The sequence below is a fragment of the Peristeroidobacter soli genome, from assembly GCF_004138485.1.
GTDB lineage: Bacteria > Pseudomonadota > Gammaproteobacteria > Steroidobacterales > Steroidobacteraceae > Steroidobacter > Steroidobacter soli.
The window spans coordinates 711,211-725,450 of sequence record NZ_RYEV01000005.1; the positions used below are offsets into that span (position 1 = coordinate 711,211).

11 protein-coding genes are annotated in these 14,240 nt (G+C 63.1%); 8 read left to right on the plus strand and 3 right to left on the minus strand.

What is annotated here, in order from left to right:
• Window positions 1–8 precede the first annotated feature (8 nt).
• The 6 genes from EKO19_RS24585 to EKO19_RS24610 all read left to right on the plus strand — a co-directional run bounded on the left by EKO19_RS24585 (window position 9) and on the right by EKO19_RS24610 (window position 9,651).
• Window positions 9–1,499 carry a serine hydrolase domain-containing protein gene (locus EKO19_RS24585; RefSeq protein ID WP_129779520.1) on the plus strand — a complete coding sequence of 497 codons (1,491 nt, stop codon included), beginning with the start codon at window positions 9–11 and terminating at the stop codon, window positions 1,497–1,499.
• Between the two features lie 97 nt (window positions 1,500–1,596).
• Complete coding sequence (locus EKO19_RS24590) at window positions 1,597–2,787, plus strand: efflux RND transporter periplasmic adaptor subunit (RefSeq protein ID WP_217705554.1); 1,191 nt, start codon at window positions 1,597–1,599, stop codon at window positions 2,785–2,787.
• Window positions 2,787–4,736: a MacB family efflux pump subunit gene (locus EKO19_RS24595; RefSeq protein ID WP_129779522.1), complete on the plus strand. Its 1,950-nt coding sequence runs from the start codon at window positions 2,787–2,789 to the stop codon at window positions 4,734–4,736. The genes EKO19_RS24590 and EKO19_RS24595 overlap by 1 nt, the downstream gene beginning before the upstream one ends.
• 2 nt (window positions 4,737–4,738) lie before the next feature.
• Entirely contained in the window at window positions 4,739–6,070 is a 1,332-nt protein-coding gene (locus EKO19_RS24600) for an efflux transporter outer membrane subunit (protein WP_129779524.1), read from the plus strand.
• On the plus strand, window positions 6,067–6,624 hold the full coding sequence (locus EKO19_RS24605) for a helix-turn-helix transcriptional regulator (protein ID WP_129779526.1): 558 nt from the start codon (window positions 6,067–6,069) through the stop codon (window positions 6,622–6,624). Before EKO19_RS24600 ends, EKO19_RS24605 begins: the two co-directional genes overlap by 4 nt.
• A gap of 261 nt (window positions 6,625–6,885) precedes the next feature.
• Window positions 6,886–9,651, plus strand: a complete 2,766-nt coding sequence (locus EKO19_RS24610; protein WP_129779528.1) for a TonB-dependent receptor — start codon at window positions 6,886–6,888, stop codon at window positions 9,649–9,651.
• 36 nt (window positions 9,652–9,687) lie between these two features.
• Here EKO19_RS24610 and EKO19_RS24615 read toward each other — a convergent pair whose 3' ends face one another.
• The 3 genes from EKO19_RS24615 to EKO19_RS24620 are packed head-to-tail and all read right to left on the minus strand — an operon-like array spanning window position 9,688 to window position 12,162.
• Complete coding sequence (locus EKO19_RS24615; protein ID WP_129779530.1) at window positions 9,688–10,341, minus strand: hypothetical protein; 654 nt, start codon at window positions 10,339–10,341, stop codon at window positions 9,688–9,690.
• Window positions 10,342–10,369: 28 nt separating this feature from the next.
• Window positions 10,370–10,540: a hypothetical protein gene (locus EKO19_RS38400; RefSeq protein WP_157995420.1), complete on the minus strand. Its 171-nt coding sequence runs from the start codon at window positions 10,538–10,540 to the stop codon at window positions 10,370–10,372.
• On the minus strand, window positions 10,537–12,162 hold the full coding sequence (locus EKO19_RS24620) for an SMP-30/gluconolactonase/LRE family protein (protein WP_217705555.1): 1,626 nt from the start codon (window positions 12,160–12,162) through the stop codon (window positions 10,537–10,539). Before EKO19_RS24620 ends, EKO19_RS38400 begins: the two co-directional genes overlap by 4 nt.
• A 469-nt stretch (window positions 12,163–12,631) precedes the next feature.
• Here EKO19_RS24620 and EKO19_RS24625 point away from each other — a divergent pair, with 469 nt between their 5' ends.
• Both EKO19_RS24625 and EKO19_RS24630 read left to right on the plus strand, forming a co-directional pair.
• Entirely contained in the window at window positions 12,632–13,168 is a 537-nt protein-coding gene (locus tag EKO19_RS24625) for an RNA polymerase sigma factor (protein ID WP_157995421.1), read from the plus strand.
• Entirely contained in the window at window positions 13,161–14,216 is a 1,056-nt protein-coding gene (locus tag EKO19_RS24630; protein ID WP_175597171.1) for a FecR family protein, read from the plus strand. Before EKO19_RS24625 ends, EKO19_RS24630 begins: the two co-directional genes overlap by 8 nt.
• Window positions 14,217–14,240 lie beyond the last annotated feature (24 nt).

Consider the following 14,240-nt stretch of genomic DNA (forward strand, 5'->3'; position numbering starts at 1 on the left):
GGTCAATCATGCGACAACTGTTGCGCGCAGGGATTTGCGTTGCCATTTCATTGAGTGCCGTACCTGCGTGGGCCAGCTCAGATCGCTTCAGCGCGGCGCGCGCGCTGATTCAAGAGCAGATCACCGAGAAGAACATTCCATCGATCGCCGTCGCGGTCGTGCAGGATGGCAAGATCGTTTGGGAAGAAGGCTTCGGCTGGGCGGATCGAGAGAACCGTGTGCCCGCGACCGAGCACACGATGTATTCGCTGGCCTCGCTCTCCAAGTCCTTCACCTCGACGGGACTGATGACCCTGGTGCAGGCGGGCAAGGTCGATCTGGATCGACCCGTCAATGATTATCTAGGCGAGGCGCAGCTGACCGTGCGTATCGGCGATGGCAACCAGGCCACGGTGCGCCGGGTCGGCAATCACACGTCGGGTATTCCTGGAGCGGGGCAGACGTTCTTCGGAACGGAGGAGCTGAGCCACATGCCGCCGCAGGTGCTGGCGTTACAGCGTTACGCGCAGATCATGAAGCCGCCGGGTGAGCGTTTCGAATATTCGAACGTGGGCTACGGTGTGCTCGATTATTTGATCGCACACGTCTCTGGCAGGAGCTATGCGGACTATCTGCGCCAGGAGGTGTTCATTCCGTTGGGGTTGACGCACACCTCGGTGGACATCGGTCCAGGCCTGGAAAAGCACGCCGCCGTGCGCTACGACCGGCTTGGCGATCCGATCCCGTTCTACAATCACACCGAGCCGGGCTCCGCGTCGGTGTATTCCAGTGCGCACGATCTGGCGCGTTTCGGGCTGTTCATCATGAAGGACCGTCAGCGCGATCAGAAAGCGATCCTGAGCAATGCGTCCATCGATGAGATGATGCGTGCGCCGATCATGGTTCGCCCCGGCAACGGCTACGCGTTCGGTTGGCAGGTGCAGGCCAAAGGCGGCTACACCGTGCAGGGCCACGGCGGTTCGAGTAACGGCGTCAAAACGTTCTTCAACATGATTCCCGAAAAGCGAGTGGGCGTGGTGTTGTTGGCCAACGCCAATGACATTGGGTTCGGGCCGATCAGTCTCGCGATCTTCAAGGCACTGCTGCCGCAGTGGCGCGAGGTCGGCACGGATCTGAACGTTCGCGACGCGGCCCCGGACGAGCCGCTCAAGCCGGATTCGAGCCTGCTCGGCGACTGGAGCGGAAACATCCAGACGCACGAGGGCGCGCAGCCGATGAAGCTGCAGATCCTCGCCTCGGGCGACATTCATCTGCAGATCGCCGATCAGTTGCCGACGTTGCTCAGCCAGGCGGCGTTTCGTAACGGCTTGCTGTCGGGGGTAGCGCCGGCCTTGATCGAGACCTCCGATACGCGGCGTAGTCCGCACACCGTCGACGTGGCCTTGCAATTGCGCGATGGCGTGCTGAATGGCTATGTCCGCGCCAGCGCAGAGGACAAGTCGCGCCAGTTTTGGATCTACTCGCTGCCTTACTGGACCGAACTGCGCCGCTCGCAGTGACCAAGCGGCCAGTGAATCTGGCGTGTTTGCGAAATGCTTACACTCCATTTTCACTGGCCTTACGTACCTTGCAGCCGGGGCGTGGCATATAGCGTCCATGTCTAAGTCACTCATGCGCCCCGTGTTCGTCAGCCTCGCCGCGTTGGCCGCTTTGGGCGCGCTCGGATACGGCGGTTCCAAGCTGTTCGCGAGCACGACGGAGTCGGCGTACATCACCGCCGAAGCCCGCGTCGAGGACCTGGAGCTCACCATCCTCGCCAGCGGCCTCATCGAGCCGATCAAGCTGGTCAACGTCGGCGCGCAGGTGTCGGGCCAGTTGCGCAAGCTCGAGGTCAAAGTGGGCGATCGGGTCGAAGCCGGTCAGCTCATCGGCCAGATCGATTCTCTGCCTCAACAGAACAAGTTGCGTAATGCGGAAGCGGCGCTCGGCAATGTTCGGGCGCAGCGGCTGGCGCGGCTCGCGGCACTCAAGCAGGCCGAGCTCGTTTACGAGCGTCAGACCAACATGCTGGCGGCCGATGCCACGCCGCGCGAAGAGTTCGAGGCGGCCGAAGCGGCACTCGAAACGACGCGCGCCGAAATTCACGCGCTCGACGCTCAAATCCGGCAGGCCGAGATCACCGTCGATATTGCCAAGGTCGATCTCGGCTACACGCGCATCACCGCGCCCATCAGTGGCGTCGTGGTGGCGGTCGTGACGGAAGAGGGACGCACCGTCAATGCGAACCAGTCGGCGCCGACCATCGTCATGATCGCGAAGCTGGATGTCATGCGCGTCAAGGCGGAAATCTCCGAAGCCGACGTGACGAGGGTGCGCACCGGACAGAAAGTTTATTTCACCACCTTGGGCGAACCTGACAAACGGTTCCGCTCGACACTGCGAACGGTCGAGCCGGCGCCCGCCGCCATTGCCAGCCAGGCTGCGGGATCGTCCAGCGCGAGTGCGGCCCAGACCGCGGCGACCGCGAGCGCCGTGTACTACAACGGATTGTTTGAAATGCCGAATCCGGACGGCGAGCTGCGGCCTTCGATGACGGCTCAGGTGTCGATCGTGCTGGAAGAAGCTCCCGGCGCATTGGTGATTCCCGCGACGGCGCTCGGCAAGAAAACCCCCTCGGGTCTGTACAAGATCCGGGTGCTGGATGGCACCGGCCGGGCGGTATCCAAAGAGATCAAGGTCGGATTGAACAACAACATCTCAGCGCAGGTCCTCGAAGGCTTGCAGCCTGGAGAGCACGTCGTCGTCGGCGACTCTGCAGGTGCCGCGCCCAGCGGGAGAGCGAGGTGATGAGCTCCGGCGAGGCACCGCTGATCGAGGTGAAAAATCTCTGGCGGGAGTTTGCCGCTGGCGACGAAACGGTCGCGGTATTGCGCGACATCAACTTGTCGATCGCCGCCGGCGAGATGGTCGCGATCATAGGCGCGTCCGGCTCTGGCAAATCGACGTTGATGAACATCCTCGGCTGTCTCGATCGGCCCACGCGCGGCAGCTATCGGGTCGCGGGCCGGGATACGAGCGACATGTCCGCGGACGAGCTCGCAGCTTTGCGTCGCGAGCGTTTCGGCTTCGTGTTCCAGCGATATCACTTGCTCGGTCATCTGTCGGCTCAAAGCAATGTCGAAATGCCGGCGATCTACGCGGGTGTCAGCAGGCCCGATCGTCACAATCGAGCCGCCGCGCTGCTGGGTCGTCTCGGGCTGTCGGAGCGACTCGGTCATCGCCCAGGGCAACTCTCCGGCGGCCAGCAACAACGCGTTTCCATCGCGCGCGCATTGATGAATGGCGGCAACATCATTCTCGCTGACGAGCCGACCGGTGCACTCGACAGTCGCAGCGGCGAGGAGGTGATGAAGATTCTGCGCGAGCTGCATGCGGACGGCAGCACCATCATCCTCGTGACCCACGATCGTCACGTCGCGGAACATGCGGATCGCATCATCGAGATTGCCGACGGCGTCGTGGTGAGCGATGTGCGAACGGCCGCAGCCGCCCGGCCTCGGGCGGCCGTGGCTCAACGGGCGTTGAGCGGCATGCGCGTGCGTGCGGAGTTGTTCACCGAAGCGTTTCGTATCGCGCTGCTGGCCATGAAGGCGCAGCGACTGCGAACGTTCCTGACCATGCTCGGCATCATCATCGGCATTGCGTCCGTGGTGACGGTCGTCGCCATCGGTGAGGGCTCACGCCAGAAGGTCCTCGCCGACATCAGTTATATGGGGACCAATACCGTCGAGGTGTGGGTGGGTCGTAACTGGGGCGACCCGCGAGCCGCGCAAACGGCGGGGCTGCAGCCAGCGGACTCCGACGCGCTGGCACGTGAGCCGTACATCGCGGCAGCGTCGCCGAAGGTCGAGCTGGGTGCGACCGCTCGTTTTCGTAACATCGCCGCCACCGCATCGATCATGGGCGTGAGCGAACAGTACTTCGACGTCATGGGAATCAAGTTCGCCGAGGGCACCGGCTTCAACGAGGCGAGCGTGTACCGGCGTGCGCAGGACGTGGTCATCGATCAACGGGCCCGCAAGACCCTGTTCGTTCAGGGCGAAGATCCCATCGGCCAGATCATCCTGTTGGGAACATTGCCGGTGCGGGTCGTGGGGGTGGCCGAGGACAACCCAACGATCAGGAACGCAGAAAACCTGGTCGTGTTCGCGCCGCATTCGACGGTGCGCGGTCGCATGACCGGACGAACCCGGCTACGCAGCATCATCGTCAAGATCGGCGACGGCGTCTCGACGGCGGCGGGCGAAGCGGCGATCACTCGCTTGATGGCGATGCGTCGTGGCGCGAACGACTTCCGCATCGAGAACAGCGACACCGTCCGTCGCACTATGGAGTCCACCGCCAAGACCATGTCGTTGCTGATCTCGGCCATCGCCGTGATCTCGCTGGTGGTCGGCGGTATCGGGGTGATGAACATCATGCTGGTGTCCGTCAGTGAAAGAACGAGCGAGATCGGCGTGCGCATGGCGGTGGGCGCGCCCCGCCGGGACATCCTGTCGCAATTCCTGATCGAAGCCATTCTGGTCTGTCTGCTCGGTGGCGTGCTGGGCGTGACGCTGGCGCTGGCGGCGGGCGAGGTGATCGATCGATTCGTCTCGCAGTTCCAGGTGGTGTATTCGCTCGGTGCGATCGTCGCCGCGTTCGTCTGTTCGACCGGCATCGGTCTCATCTTCGGCTATCTGCCGGCTCGCAATGCGTCGTATCTGGATCCGGTACAGGCGCTGTCCAGAGAATGATCATGTCGACTGTTCGCAAGCTGATCGCTGTCTTGGCCGCCCTGTTGGTTGGCGGCTGTGCCACTCGCACCGCGTATGAATCGCCGATGGTGCCGACGAGCAGCAAGTCGCAAGCACCGGACTGGTGGCGCAACTTCGACGACTCGCGCCTGGATTCGCTGATCGAACGCGTCAAAGTGAACAACACGGCGCTGCGGGCTGCGGCGCTACGGGTACGTCAGGCACAGCTGCTCGCGCGTCTGTCCTCCAACGATCGTTATCCGCAACTGGCGGCCGGCATGGGGGCTCGGGGAAGTCGTGACTTCAAACAAGGCCCCACGTCGAAATCTCAAAGCGCGTACGTGTCGGTGGGCTACGAAGCGGAGCTCTGGGGCAGGCTGGGCGCGTTGCGTGATGCCGCCGACTGGGAAGCGAAAGCCACGGACCAGGATCGCGAGGCGCTCGGTCTGGCGCTGATCGGCACGACGGCGTCGCTGTACTTTCAGCTCGGCTACATCGCGGATCGACTGGCGATGGAGGAGGCGAGCGTGTCGGTCGCACGTCGCACTTTGGCGCTGGTGGAGACGCAGTACACCTCCGGTGCGGCCTCGGCGCTCGAGATCGCGGAGGCGCGACGGACGTTGCAGGCTCAGCTGGCAGTGCAGACTCAGTTGTTTCAGTTGCAGACGGAAACGCGCAACGCGCTCACCGTGCTGCTCGATGGCGAGGATATGACGGCCTTTGAAGCAACGTCGCCGTCGCTGTTGACGCTGCCGAGCATCGAGGTCGATGTGCCGGCAAGTGTGCTCGGCCGGCGTCCCGACTTGCGTGCCGCCGAGTCTCGTCTACGTGCGAGCCTGGCATCGGCCGATGCGACGTCGCTGTCGTTTTATCCAACGCTGTCCTTGACGGCGGAGGCCGGCGCCGCAAGCTCATCGCTGAGCAATCTGCTGTCGAATCCGGTCGGCACGCTGGCTGCAAGCCTCGCGTTACCTTTCGTGAATGTGCAACGAGCACGACTGACGACTGCGGCGGCACGAACGGGATACGACGCCGAGGTGCTCGATTTTCAGCAGACTTTGCAGCAGGCGTTGGCGGATGTCGGGAACGCATTGTCTGCGCGCACGCAGTACCGGAAAGAGTTCGAGTATCTGGATGCCGCACTCGGCAATGCGCGTACCGCCGAGCGCATGTATGAGATTCGCTATCGCAGCGGCGCAGTTGCACTGAACGACTGGCTGGCGGCGCAGGAGGCACGCCGGGGAGCGGAATCGGCGGTGCTGGAGAACCGGGTCAGGCAGCTGCAGAACCAGGTCACGCTGTATCAGGCCTTGGGCGGAGATGTGGAAACATGAGCATCGCGCCGACGAGTCCGCCGGCGGTGATGTGTCTGGACGCGCATGGCGTGGTGCTGTTCGCGACGGGCGAAGCGCACAGGATGTGTGAGCTCTGGAACAAGGAGTTGAAGATGGAGGGCGGCTCTCCGGGCGCCGAATTCAGGCTGCCCACTGGCATCGGCACGCTGCTGCGTCTCGCTTCCAGGAATGGCTGCGATCCAATGGCGAGCGGCGTGCGGGTCGGACATCCCAACAAATCGGAGCTCGCCGTAGCGATTCACTGGGGCAGCTCTCTGCCGCGGATGAAATCGCGTGCTTATTGCCTCTTGATGTTCAGCGTCGATGCGTCGCTGGGCCATGCGGCCAGCGCCGAGCTGGCGTTACATCGTCTGTCGCCTCGCGAGCGGCGCGTCGCTTTGCTGGTGGCGGAGGGCTTGCGCAACGAAGACATCGCGCAACGGCTGCAGCGTTCGCGTCGAACCATCGAAAGCCAGCTGCACGCCATCTTCAGAAAATTGGACGTGACCTGCCGGTCGCAACTGGTGCGCGCACTGGTCTGTTCGAGCCGCTGATTTTCGATCGGATCTAGGTGTTTACCTGGATGCGCCGGGTCACGACCCCGCGACAACGCAGTTCGCTGGGTCATTGGCTTCAGTTGCAGCGTCCGTAGCCCCCTCCGGACCCCACCCCGTTGAGCGATTGAACCCCGCCGCGACCCCGGTCGCGGAGCGGGGCAGTTGACCATTTTTCAGTTTTATAATATTAATCCGCCCAATCTCGCCACAGTGGCCGTGGCCTGGCGAACAAGATCAAGGCGTGAGAAAGGGGGCAACATGCGGTTCAATCTATTGAGCGCCGTCTCAGCGACGGCTGTGTTTATTTCCTTGCCGGCAGGGGCCCAGGAGACTGAGGCGGCGGCGCAGGGCGGGCTCGAAGAGATCGTGGTGACTGGCGTTCGTCAGTCGCTCGAACGCGCGGCGGAGGTCAAGCGCGAATCGGTCCAGGTCGTCGATTCCATCGTCGCGACCGACATCGGCAAGCTTCCCGATCCGACGGTCGCCGCAGCCCTGCAGCGAGTGCCGGGCATCCAGGTGCAGAACGACCGTAACAATGAGCTGTCGGGCGTGCGCATTCGCGGCCTGACCGACATCCTGACGACCGTCAATGGGCGCGAGGTGATCACCACCACCGGACGCGGCTTCGACCTGCAGGACGTGCCGGCCGAGGCGCTGGCCCGGATCGACGCGTTCAAGTCGCAGACCTCGGATCAGATCGAAGGTGGTGTGGCGGGCGCGCTCGACCTGCGACTCAACCGTCCTTTCAGCTTCAGCGAACCGACGGCGGTGATTACCGCTCGCGACAACTACGCCACCATCGCCGAAGCGCACAACCCGCAGTTCGGCCTGCTCGCGGCGGGCAAGACGGACACCTCGATCGGCGAGATCGGTGCGCTGATCAATGCCACCTATTCCAAAGCGGAAAATATCCGCAGCGTGTCCAACCTCGGCGAGCGCCGCTACTCGGGCGTGGCGCCGCTCAATCAGCCCGGGCTGCTCATTCCGCAGGTGCTGAGAAACATGCCCGACGTGGGCGACATCGATCGCAAGCAGGCGAATGCGGCCATTCAATGGCAGGCGACGCCGGAGCTGGAGGTCTATGCGGACGGCCTCTACACCCATTTCCGCAGCACCACCGGCTTCGCGGGTTTCAATCCGCAGCCGTTCACCAACGACTCGCGGATTTCCGATGTCACGCTCAGCGACTACTGCTTCGATGCCCGCGTCAACGCTCAGGGCACCAATCCGACGCTGATCAACAATGCCGACGGCACGGTGTCGATCCAGCCATTCACGGTGCGCCGGGTCTGCGAGCTGAAGAGCGCGCGTTTCGACAACGTCGTGATCAATCAGAACTCCTCGTCGGAGGACGTGACTCAGCGAAACAAGATGATCGCGACCGGCTTCAACTTCGTGCGGGATCGGGCCAGGCTCAATTTCGATGTGGCCTATCAGACGTCGCGCTCGTTCCTCCAGAACTTCAATGCCGAGATCGGCCAGCGCGTACCGACGATCTTCGTGGAGATGAACGACGACGACGGCCCGTCCTTCACGATCGATCCGTCGATTCCACTGAGCTCGGCCAACCTGTCGCTGCGTAACTCGATCAACCAGAACTACACGCTGGGCGAGGGCGAGCTGTTGCAGGCGCGGCTCGACGGCGAGTTCGAGCTGGGCGGCTTGTTCCCCAAGCTCAAGTCCGGTCTGCGTTTCGCCCGCCGCGAATCGCGGTTCCAGGAAGTGCGACAGACCAACACGGTCCAGTCGATCGGCTTTGGCAACATCGGTACCGCGACCGAGGCGAACGCGCGGCTGGTCTCCAGTCTGGGGCTGTCACCCGATTTCCTGGGTGTCATTGGCGAGGCGCCGCGCCTCAATGGCGGGGCGGAGTTCCTCGGTGTGAATCCGGCTTATCTGCGCTCGGAGCGTGGGCGCAACGAGCTGCGCGCCTTGTTCAATTTGCCGCTGAGCCAGCCCAGCTTCGAGCCGGCCAAGGAATTCAATGCCGAGGAGCCGACTTACGCCGCCTATGTCGAGGGCGCCTATGAAATCCCGTTGGGATCGCTCATGTTGGACGGCGTGATCGGCACGCGCGTGGTCAAGACCGAGCGCACGATCGAGGGCTTCGAGCGGACTGGCAACACATTCAGTCCGGTGCGCGCCGATACGTCGGACGTCGACGTTCTGCCGTCGGCGACGGCACGCTTGCAGTTCACCGAATCGTTCCAGACGCGCCTGGCGTATTCGCGCTCCATGCGGCGTCCGGACTTTGCCTCGCTCAATCCGACCGAATCGCTGACGCTGGTGGGCAACGTGTTCCTGCTCAACACCGGCACGCGCGGCAATCCGAACTTGAAGCCGCAGACATCGGACAGCATCGACCTGACGGCGGAATATTATTTCGACAGCGGCTATGCCGCGGTAACCGGCTACTACCGTTCGATCAAGGACCGCGTCGTCACCTCGACCACTCAGGAAACGATCGACGGACTCAATTACCTGATGTCGAGCCCGCGCAACGTCGGTTCGGTGGATCTGCAGGGCGTCGAAATCAGTGCCCAATATTTCTTCGACTTCCTGCCGGGGGCGATGTCGGGCTTCGGCGTGCAGGGGGCCTTCACCCTGGCGGATTCGGAGATCAAGGGCGACGATCCGCTCGCGGGCAATCCTCTGGTCGGCGTCTCCAAGTACAACTACACGACCGGTCTGCTCTATGACAAGTTCGGTCTGAGCGGACGCCTGATCTGGACCTATCGTTCCAAATACATCAACGCCGACAACACCGGTGGCGTGGCGCTGCGGCCTTTCGATGCGGAGCGCGTCAACGAGGCCTATGTGCCGACGTTCCTGACGTATGTCCGGCCCGCCGGCCGTCTCGACTTCAGCATCGGCTATGACGTGAACGATGCGTTACGGGTGGATGTGGGCGGAACCAACATCCTGCGTAACAAGACCGCCAGCTACTGGGGCAGCGAACGGGTGGTCTTCCAGCTCAACGGCGACGAGACCATTTATAGCATCGGCGCCCGCATGAAGTTCTGAGCGGCACAGCCTCCCTCTGCTGGAGCGGGAGGCTGTTCAGCGAGCCGGTGCGCGACTCTGGCGTTGCGGATTGCTCGATGCATCCTGTGACGCCGCGGGCCAGTCCTGTTGCCAGGCCCGCGTCGGGTGTTCGCTGCCATACTTGATGCGCACGGGCATCGTGGCCAGTCGGGCAAACAATCGCGCCTCCGCTCGAATCGGCCACCAGTCGTAGAGAAAGATTTCGATGGGCCGCCACATCGCGACCCAGCCGCCGATCAGGAGACTTTCCCGCACGATGCTGATCAAGCCGCTGCGTGGATAGAGCGTATCGAGCAACTGGCTCACCGCGATTGCCGCCGCCAGAAACGCCAGCCCGATGACCAGACTGACTCGTCCGCGACCAAACAGAGCACGCAATCGTTGCCGGGCCGCGACTTGCCTGCCATCGAAATACTCATGGATTGAATCACGAAGAATCGCCGCTTCGTCGGGGCGGCCCGGGGAGCGATCGAGGTGGACCAGCAGCGCCAGCGGGCTATCGCGGGGTAGCTCTCGTCCCCACGCAACGATGAACTCTTCGGCATTCGGGTCCATGTCCCGACTGCGAAACGGCGCCGGGTCCATCTCATTGAACAGCTGGCGCAGCTCCGCAACGCGTACCTCGATGACGCGGGACTTGGAGTCGATGCTATCGCCGGCTTCCGTCATTGCGCCCCCGAACTCACAGGTCGGGAGCTTACAGCAACGGCTGGCGTACGGACTCAGGATGAGGGGACGGTACGGTTCTGCAGGGGTAAGCGATAATGTTGAGGATCTCGCCGACTTCGCCCAGTGCCTTGCTGACCTGAGTCGAATGGATCCAGCGATTGCGATACCACAGCGCACGGCCGTTCGGATTGGCAGTCATGGCTGTCTCCACAAACGGAGGGTTGCGATCGACGCCTGGGTGTATCCCGAGGGCTCCGTGTCGCCGCCGAAGCGGGCGCCGCTGGTGAGCGTGTTGGTTGTCAGCAGCCCGCCAACGAATGGCGCGGGCAGGCCGCTCAAGATGAGATGACAGCGCACCGGAAAGAGGCCGGTCTGAGGAACATCGAGCATGAGCGCGAGGCACTCGCCGGCGCCGCGAAAAGAGATCTCGCCCAGCTGGATCTCCGCGTAGAAGTTCTGCCGGGCCTGATCCTGCGTCGGGCCGAAGCAGCCCCGCAGTTCAGCGACGCGCGAGCGTCTCGCGTCGAGGACTTTCCCGTCCTCGCCTCGCGCATCGACACTCCAGAAAGAAAAGAAACGTTCGGCATCGGTGGGAAAGGGATCGAAGCCGGTCTTCGACGCCGCGCACTCGTCGGTCGCGGGTGAATGGGGCTCGCGGATGCTGCGCAGAATGTAGATATCCTCGCGCCCGGCGTCCGCCATCACTTCGCTCTTCGCCATCCAGCCGATCACTGGCGCATGCAGGCTGTGGATGTAGAGACGATCGGCGGTTTCGGTGACGCCCGTCGTTTCCGGATACGCGCCGCTGGGATCCTGCAGATCCTGAGTCACGCGACCGGTCTCATCGAAGGCGAACACGTGTGAGTAGGGCTGACCGAGGGGCAGCGCGGACCGTGGCAGCCGCAGTAACAGTTTTCTCATGAACGGCTTTTGTGAGAGACCATCCGCCGCGGGATTGCGCGGTCTGAACAGCCCCGCCCAGATGCGACCGTCGCGCCCTCGCATCAGATTGTCGGGATAGCCGGGCAGATTATCGAACAGCACTTTCGCTTGCGGAGATCCGCTGCGCACCTCCAGATCGCGCGCGCGGCGGTCGACTTTCCAGATGCTGTATCTACCCGTTTCGGCCACGAACAAGGTCTGTTGATCCGCCGACAACGCGATGCCGTTGGCGAACGAGAAGCCACGCGCCACGACGTAGGTGGTCGAGGTCGCAGGATCATGCGCGAGCACACGACCGGAGGCGGCCTGCTCGAGAATGTCGAGCACGCTTGCTTCATAGGTGCCGCCCCATTCCGAGGGTGAGAAGCGCGTCGACGCGTCGGTGAAATAGATGATGCCGTCCGATGCCACGACCACGGAGTTGGCGTAGCCGATCGGATCATCGGGGCCGACGTGATCGGCCAGCATGCGAACGTTGCCGTCGGCGATGATGAGCAGGCCCTTCATGGCATCGGCGGCGATCATTTGACCGTTGGCGTCGAAGTCGAAGCCGAGCACCCGGCCGCCGGTGTTTGCGAAGACTTCCTGATGGCCGCCGTCGGGATCCATGCGCAACAGCGCGCCGCTGGTCATCGCCGCGTAGAGCTTGCCGTCCGGTCCGATCACCATGTGCTCCGGGCCGAACTCATTGCCAATGTCGATGGTGCGCAGATTGGCGAGACGCGTGTTCTGCGCATGAGCTCCTGCATAGCCGGGCGGTGTTGGAGCGACCCAAGCTACGGGCTCTGCAGGCACGGGCCAGAAACAGAAGTAGGCGACGACTGCTACGAGCACGAGTCCAATGCCGCCCGCAACCTTTCGCAAAGTGGATCCGCTCACCGCACGCCTCCCATGATGTTGCCGTGAATTCGTAGCACCGTTCCTTCTCTCAGCCGGTCACGGGTGGGCAGCATCGTGTGACATCCGGGCGGCCGCAAGTAAATCGCGGTTAAGAGCCAGCCAGGCCAAGTACACCGCGCTTGACTGCACTTTACAAATCGCGGCGCTAACGTCTGCCACGGGTTCGGCGGTGAAGCGGCGTTACAGCCGGCGATGGCCACGGTGAGCGTGATTGCGGCGTCGCTCGCCTTGTTGGTGATCTGGCCGCCGGTTCGAGCGGGCTAGCCGCGCTCAGGATCGATCAGAATTCACATCGCAACGTAATGCCATAGGTCCGCGGGTCGCCGAGGAAGCGCCTGGGTCAGTCTTCTCAACCGTCTTTTACCGGGCGGGGTACAGTGGCGCTACCCCCACTTTTGAGAAAAATCGCTCTACTGGGTCGGGGCATGCCATTTCGCGGGACCGACCTTTGCCAGAGACCGACGCTCGCTTTTTCGTCACAGCCATCGCCAAGCGGTACGGCAGCCGGTTGCGCCGATTCCTGTCGACCCGCCTGCGCAATTCGCAGGACGTGCCGGACCTGGCGCAAGAGGTGTTCCTGCGCCTGCTGAGGGTGGATCAGCACGAAAGCATCCGCAGTCCGGAGGCATATCTGTTCACCGTGGCGAGGCATGTGCTTCATCAGCACGCGTCGCGTGTTTCGGTCGATCGCTCGACGGTGGATATCGCCGAGGTGGTTGCGGAACTTCACGCGCTTGCCGGCGACGAGCCCACGGCGAAAGCGGAGAGCGCCGAAGCGATCGCCAGCCTCGAGCGCATGTTGAAGGATCTGCCGCCACGAGTCGGCACCGCGCTGATCATGCACAAAGTGTTCGGCTACACCGTGCAGGAAATCGGCGATGAGTTCGGGGTCTCGCGTGAGACCGCGAAAAAGTATCTGGCGCGGGCCGCGGAGCACTGTCGCAACGTGAGCGTAGGCAAAGAGTATGGAGACTCCCATGAGTAACGCTACCTCGCAGCCCGGCGCCGGCACGGTGGCTGAAGCTTCGGCATGGTTCATCGAGTTTCGTACCGGTGAGTTGAGCCAGTCGGACCGGGATCGGTTCACTCGATGGATCCGTACCTCGCCGCATCACATTCGTGCCTATCTGGAGGTGGCGGAATCCTGGGCGGCCTTGCCGTCGGCCGATGCGCAGGATCGCTTCGACATCGAAGCCATGATCGCAGCGGCGCGTGGCACGTCGGATAACGTGATCGCGTTGCCGGCCCGACCCGGATCGCCGAGCGAGAAAGCTCCCCGCAAATCGATGCGTGCCCTCGCGGCTGCGGTCGTCCTGTGCGCCCTGATTCCGCTGGTCTGGCTCGCTATTCGCGAATCCAGCGTGTATCGCACCGGCACCGGCGAGCAGCGTACGTTGCGGCTGGCGGATGGCTCGACGGTGGAGCTCAATGCGCAAAGTGCGATCCGAGTGCAGCTGTCGGCCGGGGAGCGACGGGTCGCGTTGCTCGCAGGGCAGGCGCTGTTCAAAGTCGCCAAGGATCCGCATCGGCCGTTCGTGGTGGACGGCGGTACTGCTCGGATTCGTGCGGTAGGCACGGAGTTCGATGTTTACCGCAAGCCGGAACGCACGACGATTACGGTGGTGGAGGGGCGAGTGGCGGTGTGGCAGGCGGCACCGCTGTGGCAGCCGAGACGCGACGAGCCACCCAATGACGAATCGCAGGAGGTTCTGCTTGCCGCCGGCGAGCAACTCGCGGTCGTGTCGACGCGGATGAAGAAGATCGCGGCAGTCGACGTGACTGCCTCCACTGCGTGGACCAACAAGCGACTGGTCTTCGAAGACACACCGCTGCACAACGTCGCCGAAGAGTTCAACCGTTATAACGAGCAGCGTCTGGTGATCGTCGACGCCGACCTGCAGCGGATCGGTATCAGCGGTCGCTATTCCTCTGCCGATCCGGCGGCGCTGATCGAATTCCTGCGTGCCCAGCCGTTCCTGGAAATTGTCGAGACGCCGGAGCAGATCCGTGTGTCGCGACGTCGAGCTCACTGACTCGCTACCCCCACTTTTGAGATG

Excerpts from the sequence above, each read along its gene's own strand:
- EKO19_RS38400 (WP_157995420.1), bottom strand. The coding sequence starts at position 10,540 with ATGACTGCCAATCCGAACGGCCGTGCGCTGTGGTATCGCAATCGCTGG.
- EKO19_RS24585 (WP_129779520.1), top strand. The coding sequence starts at position 9 with ATGCGACAACTGTTGCGCGCAGGGATTTGCGTTGCCATTTCATTGAGT.
- EKO19_RS24605 (WP_129779526.1), top strand. The coding sequence starts at position 6,067 with ATGAGCATCGCGCCGACGAGTCCGCCGGCGGTGATGTGTCTGGACGCG.
- EKO19_RS24590 (WP_217705554.1), top strand. The coding sequence starts at position 1,597 with ATGTCTAAGTCACTCATGCGCCCCGTGTTCGTCAGCCTCGCCGCGTTG.
- EKO19_RS24600 (WP_129779524.1), top strand. The coding sequence starts at position 4,739 with ATGTCGACTGTTCGCAAGCTGATCGCTGTCTTGGCCGCCCTGTTGGTT.
- EKO19_RS24610 (WP_129779528.1), top strand. The coding sequence starts at position 6,886 with ATGCGGTTCAATCTATTGAGCGCCGTCTCAGCGACGGCTGTGTTTATT.
- EKO19_RS24595 (WP_129779522.1), top strand. The coding sequence starts at position 2,787 with ATGAGCTCCGGCGAGGCACCGCTGATCGAGGTGAAAAATCTCTGGCGG.
- EKO19_RS24615 (WP_129779530.1), bottom strand. The coding sequence starts at position 10,341 with ATGACGGAAGCCGGCGATAGCATCGACTCCAAGTCCCGCGTCATCGAG.
- EKO19_RS24630 (WP_175597171.1), top strand. The coding sequence starts at position 13,161 with ATGAGTAACGCTACCTCGCAGCCCGGCGCCGGCACGGTGGCTGAAGCT.